This is a genomic window from Rhodospirillaceae bacterium, from assembly GCA_040219235.1.
Classification (GTDB): domain Bacteria; phylum Pseudomonadota; class Alphaproteobacteria; order Rhodospirillales; family Rhodospirillaceae; genus WLXB01.
The window spans coordinates 303,466-318,160 of record JAVJSV010000016.1; the positions used below are offsets into that span (position 1 = coordinate 303,466).

The 14,695-nt window shown below is 52.1% G+C and carries 15 protein-coding genes; 7 read left to right on the forward strand and 8 right to left on the reverse strand.

Going from position 1 to position 14,695, the window contains the following annotated elements; genetic code table 11:
- Position 1 precedes the first annotated feature (1 nt).
- From RIC29_16050 to RIC29_16075, 6 genes are all read right to left on the reverse strand, one after another.
- Positions 2 to 592, reverse strand: a complete 591-nt coding sequence (locus RIC29_16050; protein MEQ8736436.1) for a riboflavin synthase — start codon at positions 590 to 592, stop codon at positions 2 to 4.
- 2 nt (positions 593 to 594) lie between these two features.
- Positions 595 to 1,719 carry a bifunctional diaminohydroxyphosphoribosylaminopyrimidine deaminase/5-amino-6-(5-phosphoribosylamino)uracil reductase RibD gene (gene ribD, locus RIC29_16055; GenBank protein MEQ8736437.1) on the reverse strand — a complete coding sequence of 375 codons (1,125 nt, stop codon included), beginning with the start codon at positions 1,717 to 1,719 and terminating at the stop codon, positions 595 to 597.
- A 48-nt stretch (positions 1,720 to 1,767) separates the two neighbouring features.
- Positions 1,768 to 2,235 (reverse strand): transcriptional regulator NrdR, encoded by a 468-nt coding sequence (nrdR, locus tag RIC29_16060; protein ID MEQ8736438.1) that lies wholly within the window; start codon positions 2,233 to 2,235, stop codon positions 1,768 to 1,770.
- Positions 2,236 to 2,256: 21 nt separating this feature from the next.
- On the reverse strand, positions 2,257 to 3,540 hold the full coding sequence (glyA, locus tag RIC29_16065; GenBank protein MEQ8736439.1) for a serine hydroxymethyltransferase: 1,284 nt from the start codon (positions 3,538 to 3,540) through the stop codon (positions 2,257 to 2,259).
- 69 nt (positions 3,541 to 3,609) lie between these two features.
- A complete protein-coding gene (rpiB, locus tag RIC29_16070) occupies positions 3,610 to 4,071 on the reverse strand; it encodes a ribose 5-phosphate isomerase B (GenBank protein MEQ8736440.1) in 462 nt (153 codons plus the stop codon).
- A 138-nt stretch (positions 4,072 to 4,209) separates the two neighbouring features.
- Positions 4,210 to 4,719, reverse strand: a complete 510-nt coding sequence (locus tag RIC29_16075) for a DUF2141 domain-containing protein (GenBank protein ID MEQ8736441.1) — start codon at positions 4,717 to 4,719, stop codon at positions 4,210 to 4,212.
- Between the two features lie 269 nt (positions 4,720 to 4,988).
- On the opposite strand from RIC29_16075, the gene RIC29_16080 reads away from it, so the two are divergent.
- The gene (locus RIC29_16080) at positions 4,989 to 5,297 is read left to right on the forward strand and encodes a PepSY domain-containing protein (protein MEQ8736442.1); all 309 of its coding nucleotides are present in this window, start codon (positions 4,989 to 4,991) and stop codon (positions 5,295 to 5,297) included.
- A 15-nt stretch (positions 5,298 to 5,312) separates the two neighbouring features.
- Positions 5,313 to 6,371: a hypothetical protein gene (locus tag RIC29_16085; protein ID MEQ8736443.1), complete on the forward strand. Its 1,059-nt coding sequence runs from the start codon at positions 5,313 to 5,315 to the stop codon at positions 6,369 to 6,371.
- On the opposite strand, the gene RIC29_16090 is transcribed toward RIC29_16085, so the two are convergent.
- Positions 6,346 to 7,584, reverse strand: coding sequence for an LptF/LptG family permease (locus tag RIC29_16090; protein MEQ8736444.1), 1,239 nt, complete (start codon positions 7,582 to 7,584; stop codon positions 6,346 to 6,348). The two genes, RIC29_16085 and RIC29_16090, sit on opposite strands and share 26 nt — an antisense overlap.
- Before the next feature lie 162 nt (positions 7,585 to 7,746).
- Here RIC29_16090 and RIC29_16095 point away from each other — a divergent pair, with 162 nt between their 5' ends.
- The 4 genes from RIC29_16095 to RIC29_16110 are packed head-to-tail and all read left to right on the forward strand — an operon-like array spanning position 7,747 to position 11,921.
- On the forward strand, positions 7,747 to 8,883 hold the full coding sequence (locus RIC29_16095; GenBank protein MEQ8736445.1) for an inositol-3-phosphate synthase: 1,137 nt from the start codon (positions 7,747 to 7,749) through the stop codon (positions 8,881 to 8,883).
- On the forward strand, positions 8,883 to 9,611 hold the full coding sequence (locus RIC29_16100; GenBank protein MEQ8736446.1) for an NTP transferase domain-containing protein: 729 nt from the start codon (positions 8,883 to 8,885) through the stop codon (positions 9,609 to 9,611). The genes RIC29_16095 and RIC29_16100 overlap by 1 nt, the downstream gene beginning before the upstream one ends.
- A 37-nt stretch (positions 9,612 to 9,648) precedes the next feature.
- Positions 9,649 to 10,542: a CDP-alcohol phosphatidyltransferase family protein gene (locus RIC29_16105; GenBank protein MEQ8736447.1), complete on the forward strand. Its 894-nt coding sequence runs from the start codon at positions 9,649 to 9,651 to the stop codon at positions 10,540 to 10,542.
- Positions 10,543 to 10,574: 32 nt separating this feature from the next.
- Positions 10,575 to 11,921 carry an oligosaccharide flippase family protein gene (locus RIC29_16110; GenBank protein ID MEQ8736448.1) on the forward strand — a complete coding sequence of 449 codons (1,347 nt, stop codon included), beginning with the start codon at positions 10,575 to 10,577 and terminating at the stop codon, positions 11,919 to 11,921.
- A gap of 12 nt (positions 11,922 to 11,933) precedes the next feature.
- Here the strand turns inward: RIC29_16110 and RIC29_16115 are convergent, their stop codons facing one another.
- Positions 11,934 to 12,170: a hypothetical protein gene (locus RIC29_16115; GenBank protein MEQ8736449.1), complete on the reverse strand. Its 237-nt coding sequence runs from the start codon at positions 12,168 to 12,170 to the stop codon at positions 11,934 to 11,936.
- 105 nt (positions 12,171 to 12,275) lie between these two features.
- On the opposite strand from RIC29_16115, the gene RIC29_16120 reads away from it, so the two are divergent.
- On the forward strand, positions 12,276 to 14,687 hold the full coding sequence (locus tag RIC29_16120; GenBank protein ID MEQ8736450.1) for a penicillin acylase family protein: 2,412 nt from the start codon (positions 12,276 to 12,278) through the stop codon (positions 14,685 to 14,687).
- Positions 14,688 to 14,695: the final 8 nt, after the last annotated feature.

Here is a 14,695-nt window from a genome sequence, read left to right on the forward strand (position 1 = left end):
CTCAGGTTTGGTTTAGAAGGCGCGCAACATACCGCGCGAGCATATCGATTTCTATGTTCACGATATCGCCAGGTCTCAGTACCCCAAAAGTCGTAACAGCACAGGTATGGGGAATGATGTTTACGCCAAAGTTGTCTGGCCCCACTTCATTGACCGTTAATGAGACACCATCGACAGCTACCGAGCCTTTTTCAGCGATAAACCGGGCGAAATCCTTGGGAACTCTAAAAGTGAACCTTACAGAGTCTCCGTCTTCACGCCTCTCAGCCACCTCGGCAACGCAATCAACATGGCCGGATACCAAGTGCCCGCCCATTTCATCACCCAATTTGAGGGACCGCTCAAGATTGATCCGCCGGCCAACCGACCACTGGCCCAGGGTCGTGCGATCCAAGCTCTCGCGGGACACATCCACCAAGAACATGTTGGCATCCATTTCTACCGCCGTAAGGCAACATCCATTGCAGGCTATAGAAGCTCCAATGTCGACCGTTTTCAGATCATAGCTAGTCTTTATTTTTAGGCGAGCACCACCATGATGCGCATCAACAGCAGCAACCTCACCCAAATCGGTAATGAGTCCTGTAAACATGATTAAACAGTGGGCTCACGATCAAGAATTTCAAGAATATCCGGGCCAAAATAACGCGTTTCAACCCGCTGAAAACGCGGTGCATCTGACAGCTGGCTCAGTTCTAACCCTGCCATCGCTGGTTTGCCATCCCCCCCAATAATCATCGGAGCTCTGATTGCATAAATGCGGTCGACCAAATTATCATGTAAAAATGAGGCCGCAATATGCCCACCGCCCTCAACCAGCACCCGGGTCAAACCCCGTTCTGCCAATACGGATGCTGCCGCGCGGGCAAAAGCATAATCGCTAGGATCAGCAGCGGTCAGGACAAAAACGCCATAGCTTTCTAGTATTCCGACCTTATCCGCATCCGCAGCTGCACTGGTCACCACCCATGTTGGTGTCTCGTGCGCTGTCTGCGCCAGCGTGCATTCTGGATCTATGCGTAAACGCCGGTCCAGAACAACGCGAACAGGCTGTAAACTCGCCTGGCCTTCATACCCTGGTAAACGACAGGTCAAACTCGGGTTGTCCGCAACAACTGTGCCTGATCCGACAACAATCGCATCATGAGTAGAGCGCAGATAATGGCCATAGCGACGGGACGCTTCCCCAGAAATCCACTGACTTTCGCCACTCTTTAAGGCAATACGGCCATCCAGGCTGGTTGCCGACTTCAGCGCAATGAACGGCAGTCCGTGGCGCTTAGCTTTAAAAAATCCAGCATTACTTATTCGCGCCTTATCTTCTAAAACGCCGGTAATAACCTCTATGCCAGCGTCCTCAAGAGCAGCGAGTCCGCCCCCATCAACGCGGTCGTCAGGATCAGACGTTGCGACGACGACCCGCGCAACACCGGCAGCAATCAATGCGTCTGTGCAAGGTGGCGTTTTACCGTGATGACAGCAGGGCTCCAAAGTGACATAGGCTGTCGCGCCCCTGGCAGACTCGCCAGCGACAGATAAGGCCGCAGTCTCCGCATGTGGCCTGCCACCCGGCTGAGTCCAACCCCGTCCAATAACAACCTCATTATTAACCAGGATGCACCCAACGCTGGGATTAGGGGCTGTCGTGCCCAAACCCCGCGATGCTAAATCGAGGGCATTTTGCATGAACGCCAAATCTTGCGCCGTAATGGCCGTCATGTGTCTCCGTCCGCGACAGCGGTCATGTCTCTAAACCCGCAGCAGCGGTCATTCGTGTTGTTCCTGATCATCAGAAATAGTCTCAACAAAGCTCTCGAAGTCTTTGGTTTCTCGAAAGTTTTTGTAAACCGAGGCAAATCGGATATAGGCCACTTTATCAAGACCTTCCAAGGCCTCCATGACCATTTCCCCGATAACGTCTGAGGGGATTTCGCTCTCCCCCATACTCTCCAAACGGCGCTGAATGCCGTTGACCACCCGTTCTATCCGTTCTTCTTCAACCGGTCGTTTGCGACAGGCGATGTGAAGCGACCGCGCCAGCTTATCGCGATCAAACGGAACTTTCTGACCATCCTTTTTGGTGATGACCAGATCTCTTAACTGAACCCGCTCAAACGTCGTAAAACGCGCAGCGCAGGCCGGACAAAAACGACGTCGGCGAATAGCCGCGTTATCTTCAGTCGGCCGTGAGTCTTTAACTTGGGTATCAACACCCCCGCAGTAGGGACAGCGCATGGTTCCCCCTCCTCTAAGCCGTCATGAATAAATTGGGAATTTGCGGCACAGAGCTTCCGCGCGTCCCCTCACATCTGCTTCAACCGCAGCTGTATCGTCAGGATTGGCCGCCATGGCGTCCAAAACTTCACAAATCAGCTCGCCAACATGACGAAACTCATCAACCCCAAATCCACGAGTGGTGCCAGCCGGCGTGCCGAGACGAACGCCTGAAGTGACCATAGGTTTTTCACTGTCAAAGGGGATGCCGTTCTTGTTGCAGGTGATCCCGGCACGTTCTAGGGCCTTCTCAACCGCATTACCCTTCAAGCCTTTGGGGCGAAGATCCACGAGCATGAGGTGCGTATCGGTGCCGCCAGACACAATATCCACGCCACCTTTAACCAAAGTCTCAGCCAAAGCTTTTGCATTTTCAACAACTTGGGTGGCATAGGCTTTAAATTCCGGCTTGAGCGCCTCACCGAAGGCAACGGCCTTGCCAGCGATCACATGCATCAGCGGACCACCTTGCAATCCTGGGAAAATGGCCGAATTCAGCTTTTTAGCCAGAACTTCGTTGTTGGATAAAATCATACCGCCGCGTGGGCCGCGCAGCGTTTTATGGGTTGTTGTTGTGACCACGTCAGCAATGGGCAAGGGGCTGGGATGAATCCCTGCGGCAACCAATCCTGCGAAGTGGGCCATATCGACCATCAGATAGGCGCCAACACTATCAGCAATCTTGCGGAATTTTTCGAAGTCTATAATCCGGGGATACGCAGATCCCCCCGCCACAATCAGCTTTGGCTTATGCTCTTTGGCCAGGCTCTCGATCTCGTCGAAGTCCAGCAGGTAGTCTTGCCGGCGCACCCCATACTGAACAGCGTTAAACCACTTACCGGACATGTTTGGCGGCGCACCATGGGTCAAATGACCACCTGCGTCCAAGGACATCCCCATAATGGTATCGCCGGGCTTAATGAGAGCGAGGAAGACGGCCTCATTAGCCTGCGCCCCGGCATGGGGCTGAACATTGGCGTAACTGCAGTTAAACAAGGCTTTTGCCCGGTCTATCGCCAAGTTTTCAGCAATATCAACGGCTTCACAGCCGCCGTAATAGCGTTTTCCCGGATATCCCTCGGCATATTTGTTGGTCAGAACCGTACCGACAGCTTCCAGGACCGCCTTAGAAACAATGTTCTCAGACGCAATAAGCTCAATTTGATCTTGCTGCCGCTTAAGTTCCTGGTTGATCGCGTCCATAACATCGGGATCGCTCTGGTTCAGAGACTCTCCAAAAAAGGACGGTTGGACGGCGTAGTTCATCGCTCAATAACCTTTCTCATGCGTATGCCCTGGGGTTTTAGCCCAGATTAAAAGGAGCTTAGCCCCTGATTAGACAAGCCCCAACTTCTCAACACGCCGGGTGTGACGCCCCTCTGCAAACGGAGTGGCAAAAAACGTCTTTAAACAGGCTCGAGCCGTGTCCTCGTCCACAACGCGCGCGCCAATGGCCATGACATTGGCATTGTTATGCTCTCGCGCCATCTCAGCCGTCATTTCATTATGGACCAAAGCCGCTCTAACGCTCGGGATGCGATTTGCGGCGATGCTAATACCGATGCCTGTGCCGCAGACCAGCACGCCTGCTTTAACCTTACCGCTATCAACCACCTCAGCCAGCGCGCGCCCGAAATCCGGGTAATCAACAGAATTCTCGTTGTCGGTTCCCAAATCAACGACGTGGAATCCCATATCCTTGAGATCATTTTTAAGGACTGTTTTAAGCGCAAATCCGGCGTGATCGCTTGCGATAGCGACACTTTCGCCCTTTGCTACAAAAGAACTGTCCGGCATTTGGAATCCGCCCGGGAATAGGTCTGCGCACGGCGCAAACTTTGGTACTCAATTAATACGTCTCGGATACCACATATGGCAGAGCCTTGCCAATGGACCACAAGCCCTTTGGTTGAGCTTAGCGCACTGTGAAATGCGCTATTTACCCTTAAGCGTTGCCAAAACGGGCGTATTGAGACCCAAGACCTCAAAAGCGGCCTCGCTGTGGGGCGGTGCACTCAGAAAAATAGCCGGATCATTCGAGATTCCATAGGGTTCAGACGGCAAGCCAAGAAAGTTCTTGTCAAAGTCACCGTCCATATCCTTGTCGTGATAAATCGCGATCGCATAAACGCCTGGGTGCTCAATGGGGATGCAGATGTTGGTTATCTCAGCTTCCGCAGGGGCTCGAACGCGCCCAATGCGTCCTAGCCTTTTTAGAAAACCTTCCGGATTATCATCATGCAGATCGACCGTGATTTGGCCCCGGGACTTCCTTACATTATGGACCTCAAGCGCGATTGAATACGTTTCGTTGCCATTGCACACCGCAATGATCGGCGTGGGTGTACCCTCTCTGGTTTCAGGTTCGGACTCTGCTACGGGCCCCCTAATCGGCAAGAGCAACATCACAGCAGAGAAGAAAATCATCGATTTCAGATATTGCACGTCTACCTTCTCCCGATCCGTATTAAAACGCACGCAACTTAAGACATGTAAACTCGAGACGTTATCAAAACATCTTCACCTCTAACCCTCAATCTACTATCAGAAAAAAGTTAACGCAGCCTGTTACCGTTATTTGGCACATCCTTCTTCAGAGTCGTTCAACATAATCAGCCAACATCCATCTTTGCTGCAATCAGCAATGGAGGCTCTGCCGACTCAGTATCGTCTTCCCGGTACAACCAACATTTACTCACAACATGAGGTTTACCATGAATATCCCGTATCTGCTCGAGATGACGGCAGTTAGTTTAATCGCACTGCACACAATAGCGGTCGAAGCGCGGGATGTTGCGACGCCATACGCTCAGCTCTCTCAGGCATCATCGACACGTATCACCATTGGCCAGGCCATCTCCATCGCCGAAAAAGAAGCCAACGGCGAGGCCGTTGAAGCCGAGCTGGAAAAAGAAGATGGCCGGATGGTTTACGACATCGACGTGTTAACGCCTTCTGGGAAGATGGAAGTTTTCATCGATCCAGAGACCGGCAGAGTATTGAGCGTCCACCCTGACGATTAGAGAATTGAGTCAGTCATGCTCAATCGGTTTACTCAAAGACTATTTGCTCAATGCTTATGTTTTCTGCTGCCGTCCATACCATTGCACGCCGGTGTCATTGAAACACGCGACCTCACAGTTCTAAGCCTGAATGTGGCTGGCCTACCGTGGCCTGTCATGACGGAAAGACGGTTAGCCCTCGAACAGATCGGAGCGCAAATCGCGCTCTTGTCAAAAGCAGGACCAGCAATTGATATCGTGCTTGTTCAAGAAGGTTTTAATGATGGGGTACTCAATCTGAAAGAATCCTTAGGCTTCGCAGAGCATGTCGCTGGCCCGGCCAGGGCGCTACGGCATAACTTAGGGAAAACAGAAACATCTGATGTAAGCCGAAAATGGTGGAAAGGGGAAGGCGTCGGCACATGGCTCGGCAGCGGTCTTCATATTTTCAGTGCACATCCCATTATCGGTATAAAACGTCATGCATTTGGCAGCGCCGCCTGCGCTGGCTACGATTGTCTCGCCAATAAAGGCGCTCTAATGGCCCGCGTATTAATCCCGACTCTACCCACGCCGATCGACGTGATCACAACCCATCTCAATTCAACACGATCTGCACAAGTGCCAGAAATTGAAACCCATAAAGCGCATCAACGGCAAACGGCACAGCTTGCCGGTTTTTGGCGAAACAGCACCGTCGCTGAGTTCCCCACCATCCTCGCCGGGGATCTTAACGTGCGCAATTCACATGAGCGTTTCATCCCCTTAGCAAAGCAATTCAAAGAGGCCACGTTTGTTAAGAATGAATGCGCCCTGAACCCGGTGACCGTCGATTGTCACTTACAGTTGCACACCCATACACCATGGCTGAGCAGTCAGGACATCCATGCCTATAAGTCCGGAACAAAAGTCCGCATCTCAGTGCTTGAAGCCCGCAGCGTACTGAATGAGCCAATCAACGGAAAAAAACTCTCTGACCATGATGGCTATCTGGTGCGGTATCAACTGATTTGGGTATCAGAACCGGCTATCGAGACCCTCGCTCTGAAATTCAATCGCAACGGCGAGTTTATCCCCGCTTCAGCAAGGCCATAAAACCGAAAGCACGAAAACGCCGCCGCAGCACGGTTTCGAATTCCTGAAACGGCGTTTGCCCCGAAGCTTGATCGGTCTTGATAAAAAGAAAGACAGAAAGTCCGAAGAAAATCGCGTAACTGCCCCATAAAAAAAGTCCGGCTGGTAACTGAGAGACAGCCGCGACTTTCGTCCCGAACTCGATTGTTTTTTGATAGGCAAGAATGCCAATCAAGCCGAGTACAAGCCCCACGTATTTGTTTGAACGTGGCGACCCGATCGCCAGAGGGATTGCCAAAAAGGGCATGACCAATATTGAAAGCGCGTAAATAACGCGCCCATGAAATTCGGCGGCCAAAGCCGAAAAAGGAATGGTATCGGCCAAAATTAAAACCGCAGACTCAACCTCTCCCGGGTCAAAACCCATGGAACGCATCACCCCCCGTCCATAGGCGATCATCAATTCGTGCAATGTGAGTTCCAACTCTTCGCTGCCTCGGTCCGGGTATGGAAGACTGCCATTGATTTCCAGGGGCAACTCTAGCTTTGTAAAGCCGACGCTGACTCTCTGAGCGCGCTGATCTTCCCATGACACCTGCTCCCCATCGAACAAAACGACTTTGCGGTCGCCACCTGCTGTCACCTCCATGATTTCGCCTCGACGCGCGGTAAGTGTTTCGACTTTGCCATCAGTGCGTTCGCGGTAACCAAAAAAACCGTAAAATTCCATGCCAGCATTTACGGACCGATCCACACGCACCGTAAAACCACTCGGTGTATCTATAAAAATGCCCTCGCCGATTCCCGCTTCAATTACGCCGTTTGTCACCTGATGATGAAGCGTGTGATAGACGTACCGCCCCAGAGGTTCGATATATCCGGTAAGCCCCAACCCCATAATGGTTACGGTTATGGCCAACATGCGCGCCGGAGCTGCGAGGCGAAACAAACTAAACCCACCGGAGAAAAAAGCATGGAGCTCAGATTGTGTTGAAAGGCGCCGGAAGGTAATAAATACTCCAAGAAACAGCCCCAGCGGCAAAACGAGCCGTATATAGTTAGGAAATAGGCTGACAATCATCTGCAAAACAACAAAGGACGACACCCCAGAGCCCACGGTTAGGTTGAGGAGCTGCAGCATTTTTTCAAGCAGAAGAACAACAACGCTGATAAACAGCGTAATCAACATAATTGGCACAATCTGCTTTAGAATGTAGAGGTCTATGCGTCCCATGACGTCATCCTAGTGAAACCGGCTTCGTGAGGAAGACGGCGCAGAAACTAGGAAGCCTCTATCACGCATTTCTAGTTTGCATATGCGGCAATCACATCTCTGGCAAAGGTTTGCTGGTTTAAAACACGCCACTGTGAGATATTCGGCGACTGGGGGGAACAAATGAATATGATTAAAGAAGTAAGAAGCGAAGAAATTCGCGTCGCTGTGATTGGCGTTGGAAACTGTGCGAGTTCTCTGATCCAGGGCATACATTACTATAAAGACCGTCCCTTAGATGACTGCTCCGGCGTCCTCCATGAAAAAATTGGACCCTACAGCATTTCAGATATCAAAATCGTTGCGGCGTTTGATATCGACGACCGCAAGGTCGGTCAGGATGTCACAACAGCAATCTTTGCACCACCTAATTGCACAACAGTATTTGCCCCAGACCTCCCGCCCAGTGGCGTTAAAGTCAGCATGGGGCGTCTGCTAGATGGTGTCGCGGATCATATGGCCGAGTATCAACCCGCCAGAACCTTTGTTCCGGCTGACCTGCCCGAGCCAACTGAAGAGGATGTCGTCGCACTATTAAAATCCTCACGAACACAAGTCTTGATCAATTATCTTCCAGTTGGGTCTCAAGACGCCACAGAGTTCTATGCCCGATGCGCCATAAAGGCCGGTGTCGGTTTCGTGAATTGTATTCCAGTCTTTATTGCGAGTAACCCTGAGTGGCGCGCCAAATTTGAAGCCCGCAAACTCCCGATCATCGGCGATGACATTAAGGCCCAAGTTGGTGCCACCATTGTGCATCGTGTGCTGACTAATCTCTTTCACAAGCGCGGCGTCAAACTCGACCGTACCTATCAAATCAACACCGGCGGCAACACAGACTTCTTGAATATGCTGAATCGCAAGCGTCTGGCCTCAAAGAAGATTTCCAAAACAGAGGCCGTTCAGTCAGTTGCCGGCACGCGTCTGGATGAAGACAATATTCATATTGGCCCGAGTGACTACGTGGCCTGGCAGAACGACAACAAAGTCTGTTTCTTGCGCGCCGAGGGGCGTCTGTTCGGCGACGTTCCAATGAACATCGAGCTACGCCTGTCTGTTGAGGATTCCCCCAATTCAGCCGGTGTGGCCATTGATATGATTCGCTGTTGCAAAGTCGCCTTAGATTGCGGCGTCGGTGGTGTCTTGGAAGGCCCTTCGGCCTACTTCTGTAAGCACCCCCCCAACCAGCACGAAGACGATATTGCTTATGAGATGACGGAAACGTTTATTGCAGATATGAAGCTGCAAGGCGTCGCTTAATGAGAGCCATCATTCTGGCTGCCGGCCAAGGCACCAGAATGCGCGCCATCGGCCCCAGCAAACCAATGGTCTCTGTTGAAGGCACCGCCCTCCTCGAGCGCGTGATCATCAATGCGATGCACGGTGGCGTCAGTCATTTTACAATCGTCACCGGCTACAATAGCGCCCCCTTACAGCGTTACATTCAAAACCTTGCCCCACAATTAGACTGCAAGATTGAATGTGTTGAAAATAGCGAGTGGCATCTTGGCAATGGACGCTCCGTGCTTGCGGCTAAGCCATTGATCGACGAACCGTTCCACATTCTCATGGCGGATCATTTGGTTGATCCGCAAATTCTTCCCATCGTCCGTCATGCCCCCCTACCCAACAACGGGGCGCGGTTGGGCTTGGATTTGCGATTGCAAAACCCCCATGTCGATATTGACGATGTCACCAAGGTGTTTGTGAAGGACGGCCTCATTACCGACATCGGAAAAACAATCACGGGTTTCAATGCGTTCGATACGGGTGTGTTCTGGAGCACACCGGGATTATTTGACGCCTTGGAAAAAAGCATTGCGGAAAATCATGACGACTCTCTCTCCGGCGGAATTCGCGTTCTGGCGGCCGCAGGGCTCATGACGGGCTGCGATATCGGCAATCGCACCTGGATTGATGTCGATACGCCCGCGTTACTCTCACTCGCCCAAGAAGCCATGGTCGAGAAACACAATACGGCGCGATAACAAAAAATGCCGCCCCACCAGTCACACGAAACACCTCATGACTGAAGCACCTGAAACAACGGCTGCAACCGCACTCCGAAAGTTAGACATCGAAGAAGCCACCAACCGGCTTTTTATCCATCGCATCAGCATGGCTCTGATTCCCTTTTTTATTCATTTGGGCATCACACCGAACACTGTTTCAATCATGGGGGCGCTCTCGGGGGTCACCGCAGCCTGGTTTTACTTCGAGTACCAAAGCACCCTCGCCTGCATTCTCGGCTTTGTCTGCATGGTCGGGTGGCATATTTTTGATGGCGCAGATGGGCAACTGGCCCGACAAACGGGGCAAGTCTCTGCCACTGGTTTTGTTATTGATGGTGTGTGCGACTACGTCACATTTGTTTGCGTCTACGTGGCTCTCGGAATCGCCCTCAGCACCTCTTTTGGCAATGAAGTTTGGTTCGCGGTCTTTGGGGCGGGTGCGTGCCACGCCGTTCAAGCCGCGGCATTTGAGATGCAACGCGAATTTTACATCCGCTGGACTCGCGAAGGTGGTGTTGCGACAAGCACCCAAGTTTTAGACTCAAAGGCTGAAGAGTTAAAGCAACCCGGTATCGCCGGTCTTGTCGCCCGTGGGTATAAAGCCGTCCAGGAACCATTCCGCCCGATCCCTTATGCGTTGGAGCGCGAACTTATTTTAGAGCATACCGAGCAAGTCGCATCTGGTTCAGTATCCCGCGCCTATCGAGCGCACTTTCGCAGCCTGGTTCTGAATTGGTCGATCCTCAGTGCCAATAACCGCACCATTGGTATTTTCATCTTCTGTCTTTTGGGCGCACCCGTCGCCTATTTTATGTACGAGATCATTGTCCTTAATCTTGTCCTGTTCTGGCTCTTGAAGCGCAATCGCAATGCTGCGATGGCTTTCAAAACACAAATCAAAGCATAAGCTGTGCTGCCGTTCAGCATACGAGTTCACCAATGACCCAGTTTGATGATACCCCGGTGCCATCGGGCTTGGAGCGTCTTGACCAGGACAAAAAAGACATCAAACGCGGCTCAACCCTCAGTATTCTAGGGTTTCTTGTCAGGCTGTCGGCGCGCGTCCCTTTTCTTTTGATCGCGGGACGCCTCTACGGCACATCCACCTATGGCGAATATGTTCTGCTGACAGCGATTGTTGAAACCGTCGCGCTGTTGTCGACCTTTGGTCTTAAAAGAACCATTTTTCATTTCATGTCAGAAGGTGACGACCAAAAAGGCACTGCAATAAAAGACAATGCAATAATTGTGCGCCACGCCCTGATTCTCGGCTTCGGACTCTCCCTGAGCCTGGTGGCTTTGGTCCAAATATTTGCGCTTCCTATTCTGTCTTTTTTTGATGCTGAAGATATTCTCTCAAGCCTGATCCTCTTATCTTGGGCCATCCCGTTCATTTCGCTGACCGACATCTGCCTCTCGGCAACCTTGTCCAAGAGACTGATGCGGTACGAAATAATTGTGCGTAGTTTTGTTGAACCCATCGCGCTCACGGTTCTCAGCCTCTTCTTTTTCTATGCTGGATTTAAAGAATCAGGTCTGGTCTACGCGTTCTTTTGTGCGTTCGGATTGGCCGCTCTTTGTTCGCTCATGTTTTGCCATTTTGTGTTCACCTGGCGCAGTATCGTTCTTGGCCCCATCGCCCTCTCTCGCCTTATCATGATGGCTAAAAGTTCGGCCTATACCTGTCTCCATGATCTGGTCCGTGTTTTAGTCAGTCGTATTGATACTTTTGCGGTTGGGTATTTCTTTTCAACCTCTGCCGTCGGAATTTACGGCATGGCACAACAATTCCTCACTATTGTCGAGAAGATTGCGCTCAGCTTCTACCCCATGCTCATGCCCGTTGTTGCGTCAGCGGTCCGTGACGGCGACCGACACAGATTGCTGCAACAACTGTGGTCTGCTGCCAAACGCTTAATCATGCTTCAACTTCCCATCGTCGGGCTCTTTTTCTTTTTAGGAAAAGAGATCTTGGCACTCATCGAGCCGGAGTTTGTGAGTGCATGGCCTGTCCTGATGATTTTATCGCTGGGCTGCTTGATCAACGCCCTATTGCAATTGGTTGAGGTCCCGTTGACCTACATGCGCCCCCACATCAATGTCATCGCAGGTGTTGGAGGAATCATCCTCTATCTTCTGGCAATCACAAAGATGCAAACGGCCTTTGGGGTCAACGGCATCGCCTTAACGTCCGTCACTGCCACGTTTATGGCAAATATAGGATTGATGATCTTGTTCGCGCGGTCGCGCTTGAAAGAAAAAAACGGACCCCAAGGGAAACGCTAAGCCCAGCCAAGCTTAAGCCCAGTTTGAATGCGACGCTTTGTATTCTTTTTCTTTTTTGGCGATGACATACTTCAGTTTGCGAACCGCATTCATCTTGAGCGAAAACAGACTCATCTGAGGCGACCCCACCACAACAATCTCTATGCCAGTGTAGGGATCAATAACGGTAACCCGCATGATATTACCCACTTCGCGAATCTCGAAGAGGTATTCCTCGACATCGCGTCCGTCATCGATTTCATTTTTCATGGATGGAGTCTCTTCATTCACAACAGTGTCACGATATCATGGGGTAAAACGGCTTAAGAAATCCTATATAGGAACGCTTTTCTGGCGCAAGGACACTAAATAATTATGATCTGGCTGAAGCGCATAACCCTACTTTTTATATGCCTGGTTGTCCTTGTCATCGGATCAGCCGCCTGGTTGACGTGGCAATCCCTTCCCCGTGTTTCGGGCGACGTCACACTTCCCGGACCCGAGGCCAGCATAGACATTACGCGCGCGCGCAATGGGATTCCTTACATTCAGGCCCAGAATGAAGGGGATGCCTATTTTGCCCTGGGTTACGTTCATGCCCAAGACCGCCTGTTTCAAATGGAATTCATGCGCCGGCTTGGCGCCGGGCGTCTTGCTGAAATACTGGGGAAACAGGCCCTAGGCTCGGATCAATTCATGCGAACCCTTGGCTTATATGGCTATGCTGAACAAAACGTCACAGCCCTGTCCCCTGAAACACACATGGTCCTTGAACGCTATGCGGCGGGCGTAAATGCGTGGCTTGCAACGCGCCAGCAACCGCTACCGCCAGAATTTCAGCTTTTGCACTTCACGCCCGAGCCGTGGCGTCCCGCAGACAGCATGGTCTGGCAAAAACTGATGAGCCTTTCCTTGGCGGGAAACTGGCGTGATGAATTACTCCGCGCCAGATTGCTAAAACTTCTGCCGCCGGAACGGGTGGCAGAACTGTGGCCGGATTTGGTGGCAGGCTCACCAACCACCCTTGCCGCTCACGATTTTAATCCGGCGCAGGTTGCCAGCACTTTAATCGAACTTATTGATGCCTATGCCCCGCCCACTTTAGCTTCAAATATCTGGGCGTTGAGCGGCGAACATACGAGCAGTGGAAAACCGTTGCTCGCCAGCGATCCGCACCTTGGCTATCAGGCCCCAATCATTTGGTACTTGGCCCGCTTGGAGTGGCCCGGTCAGTTCAGGGGTGAGCTTGGGCGCGAGGTCAGAAGCGGAGCCACAACGCCAGGTGTCCCGTTTACGATTATCGGTCACAACATGCACACGGCTTGGGGCATGACCACCACCCATGCTGATCTGCAAGATCTGTTTATAGAAAAACTCACAGCCGATGGCGGATATGAAACCCCTTCCGGCAGCGCTAAGTTTGAGGAACGAACTGAAGTCATAAACGTGAGGTTCTCAGATCCGGTGACCCTTCGCGTCAGACGCACTCGCCACGGCCCCGTTGTGAGCGATCTAGCCGCCTTTCAAAACGCTGACGGCTCGCAAGATACAGTGCTCGCCCTGGCGGCAACCATGCTCAGAGACGACGACCGCACCGCCAACGCTGTCTATGACATGTCGAAAAGCAGGTCTGTTGGCGACACCAAAGAGGCTTTGCGCCAATTCGAAGGTCCACAACAGAACTTCATGTATGCTGATCGCTTTGGCGGGATCGGCTTCAGCGCTCCGGCCCTCGTCCCCATCCGCGCCTCAGGAGACGGCACCGTGCCGGTTCCTGGCTGGTCAGGAGATTATGATTGGCAAGGCTGGGTGCCTTATGAAGAACTGCCCCATAGCATGAACCCAGCCTCTGGGCGTTTGGTCAATGCCAACAATCGGCCCGTGCCTGAAGACTATCCGCATTTGATTGCGGCCAGTTTCCCGGTCGGGTATCGCGCCGAGCGCATTGACCGGCGGTTGAATGAACTCGCTCAAAAACAAGCCAACTGGCAGGATATGCTTTCTATTCAAACCGATGCCGTATCCACCGCGGTTCATGATATTCTGCCGCGTCTGCTAACTGTAACGAGTTCAGAAAACCAGACCACAAACGCTGTTCTTACGGCCCTTCACGCCTGGGACGGCACCATGGATCGCGCCCGACCTGAGCCATTGATCTTCTTAAGCTGGATCGATTTCCTCAAAGAAGGATTGCTCAAAGACGACCTGGGCGAAGCCTATGCGTCTTTTAGAGGTGTCAATCCTGTTCTCTTGCGCAACATCCTAACAGGGCAATCAAACTGGTGTGACGATGTCTTGTCGGCACCAACGGAAGACTGCGGACAGATTGCGTCTCAAGCACTGGAAAAGGCGCTCAGGTGGCTGTCTGATAGAGACGAAACAACAGGCGCTGATCCGCTCACTTGGCGTTGGGGCGACTTTCACCGGGCTCAGTTTGCTCACCCGCTCTTTGGCAGGGTGCCCGGACTCTCCGCGCTCACCACCGTCGAAATTGAGGCCGATGGCTCGGATAATACGGTCAATCGTGGCGGTTACCGGTCTGCCCGTGGTCGCGCACCGTTTCTCAACACCCATGGTGCCGGGTTGCGCGCCATTTTTGACCTGGAAAATTTGGATCAATCCCGGTTCATAACGGCGGTCGGGCAATCTGGGCATCCGGCGTCTCCCCATTATGATGATTTGAATGACTCCTGGCGCGATGGGGGCATGCTGACCTTACCTCCGGCACACACCCTCACCAACGCAGAAAAGCTAACATTGTTGCCACTGGCCAAAGCAATTGAATAACCTTAGTA

Bases quoted from the DNA above. Each gene is read 5' to 3' on its own strand.
- RIC29_16085 (MEQ8736443.1), top strand. From the start codon at position 5,313: ATGCTCAATCGGTTTACTCAAAGACTATTTGCTCAATGCTTATGTTTT.
- RIC29_16120 (MEQ8736450.1), top strand. From the start codon at position 12,276: ATGATCTGGCTGAAGCGCATAACCCTACTTTTTATATGCCTGGTTGTC.
- RIC29_16050 (MEQ8736436.1), bottom strand. From the start codon at position 592: ATGTTTACAGGACTCATTACCGATTTGGGTGAGGTTGCTGCTGTTGAT.
- RIC29_16080 (MEQ8736442.1), top strand. From the start codon at position 4,989: ATGAATATCCCGTATCTGCTCGAGATGACGGCAGTTAGTTTAATCGCA.
- RIC29_16095 (MEQ8736445.1), top strand. From the start codon at position 7,747: ATGAATATGATTAAAGAAGTAAGAAGCGAAGAAATTCGCGTCGCTGTG.
- RIC29_16115 (MEQ8736449.1), bottom strand. From the start codon at position 12,170: ATGAAAAATGAAATCGATGACGGACGCGATGTCGAGGAATACCTCTTC.
- ribD (MEQ8736437.1), bottom strand. From the start codon at position 1,719: ATGACGGCCATTACGGCGCAAGATTTGGCGTTCATGCAAAATGCCCTC.
- nrdR (MEQ8736438.1), bottom strand. From the start codon at position 2,235: ATGCGCTGTCCCTACTGCGGGGGTGTTGATACCCAAGTTAAAGACTCA.
- RIC29_16105 (MEQ8736447.1), top strand. From the start codon at position 9,649: ATGACTGAAGCACCTGAAACAACGGCTGCAACCGCACTCCGAAAGTTA.
- RIC29_16100 (MEQ8736446.1), top strand. From the start codon at position 8,883: ATGAGAGCCATCATTCTGGCTGCCGGCCAAGGCACCAGAATGCGCGCC.
- rpiB (MEQ8736440.1), bottom strand. From the start codon at position 4,071: ATGCCGGACAGTTCTTTTGTAGCAAAGGGCGAAAGTGTCGCTATCGCA.
- RIC29_16090 (MEQ8736444.1), bottom strand. From the start codon at position 7,584: ATGGGACGCATAGACCTCTACATTCTAAAGCAGATTGTGCCAATTATG.
- RIC29_16110 (MEQ8736448.1), top strand. From the start codon at position 10,575: ATGACCCAGTTTGATGATACCCCGGTGCCATCGGGCTTGGAGCGTCTT.
- glyA (MEQ8736439.1), bottom strand. From the start codon at position 3,540: ATGAACTACGCCGTCCAACCGTCCTTTTTTGGAGAGTCTCTGAACCAG.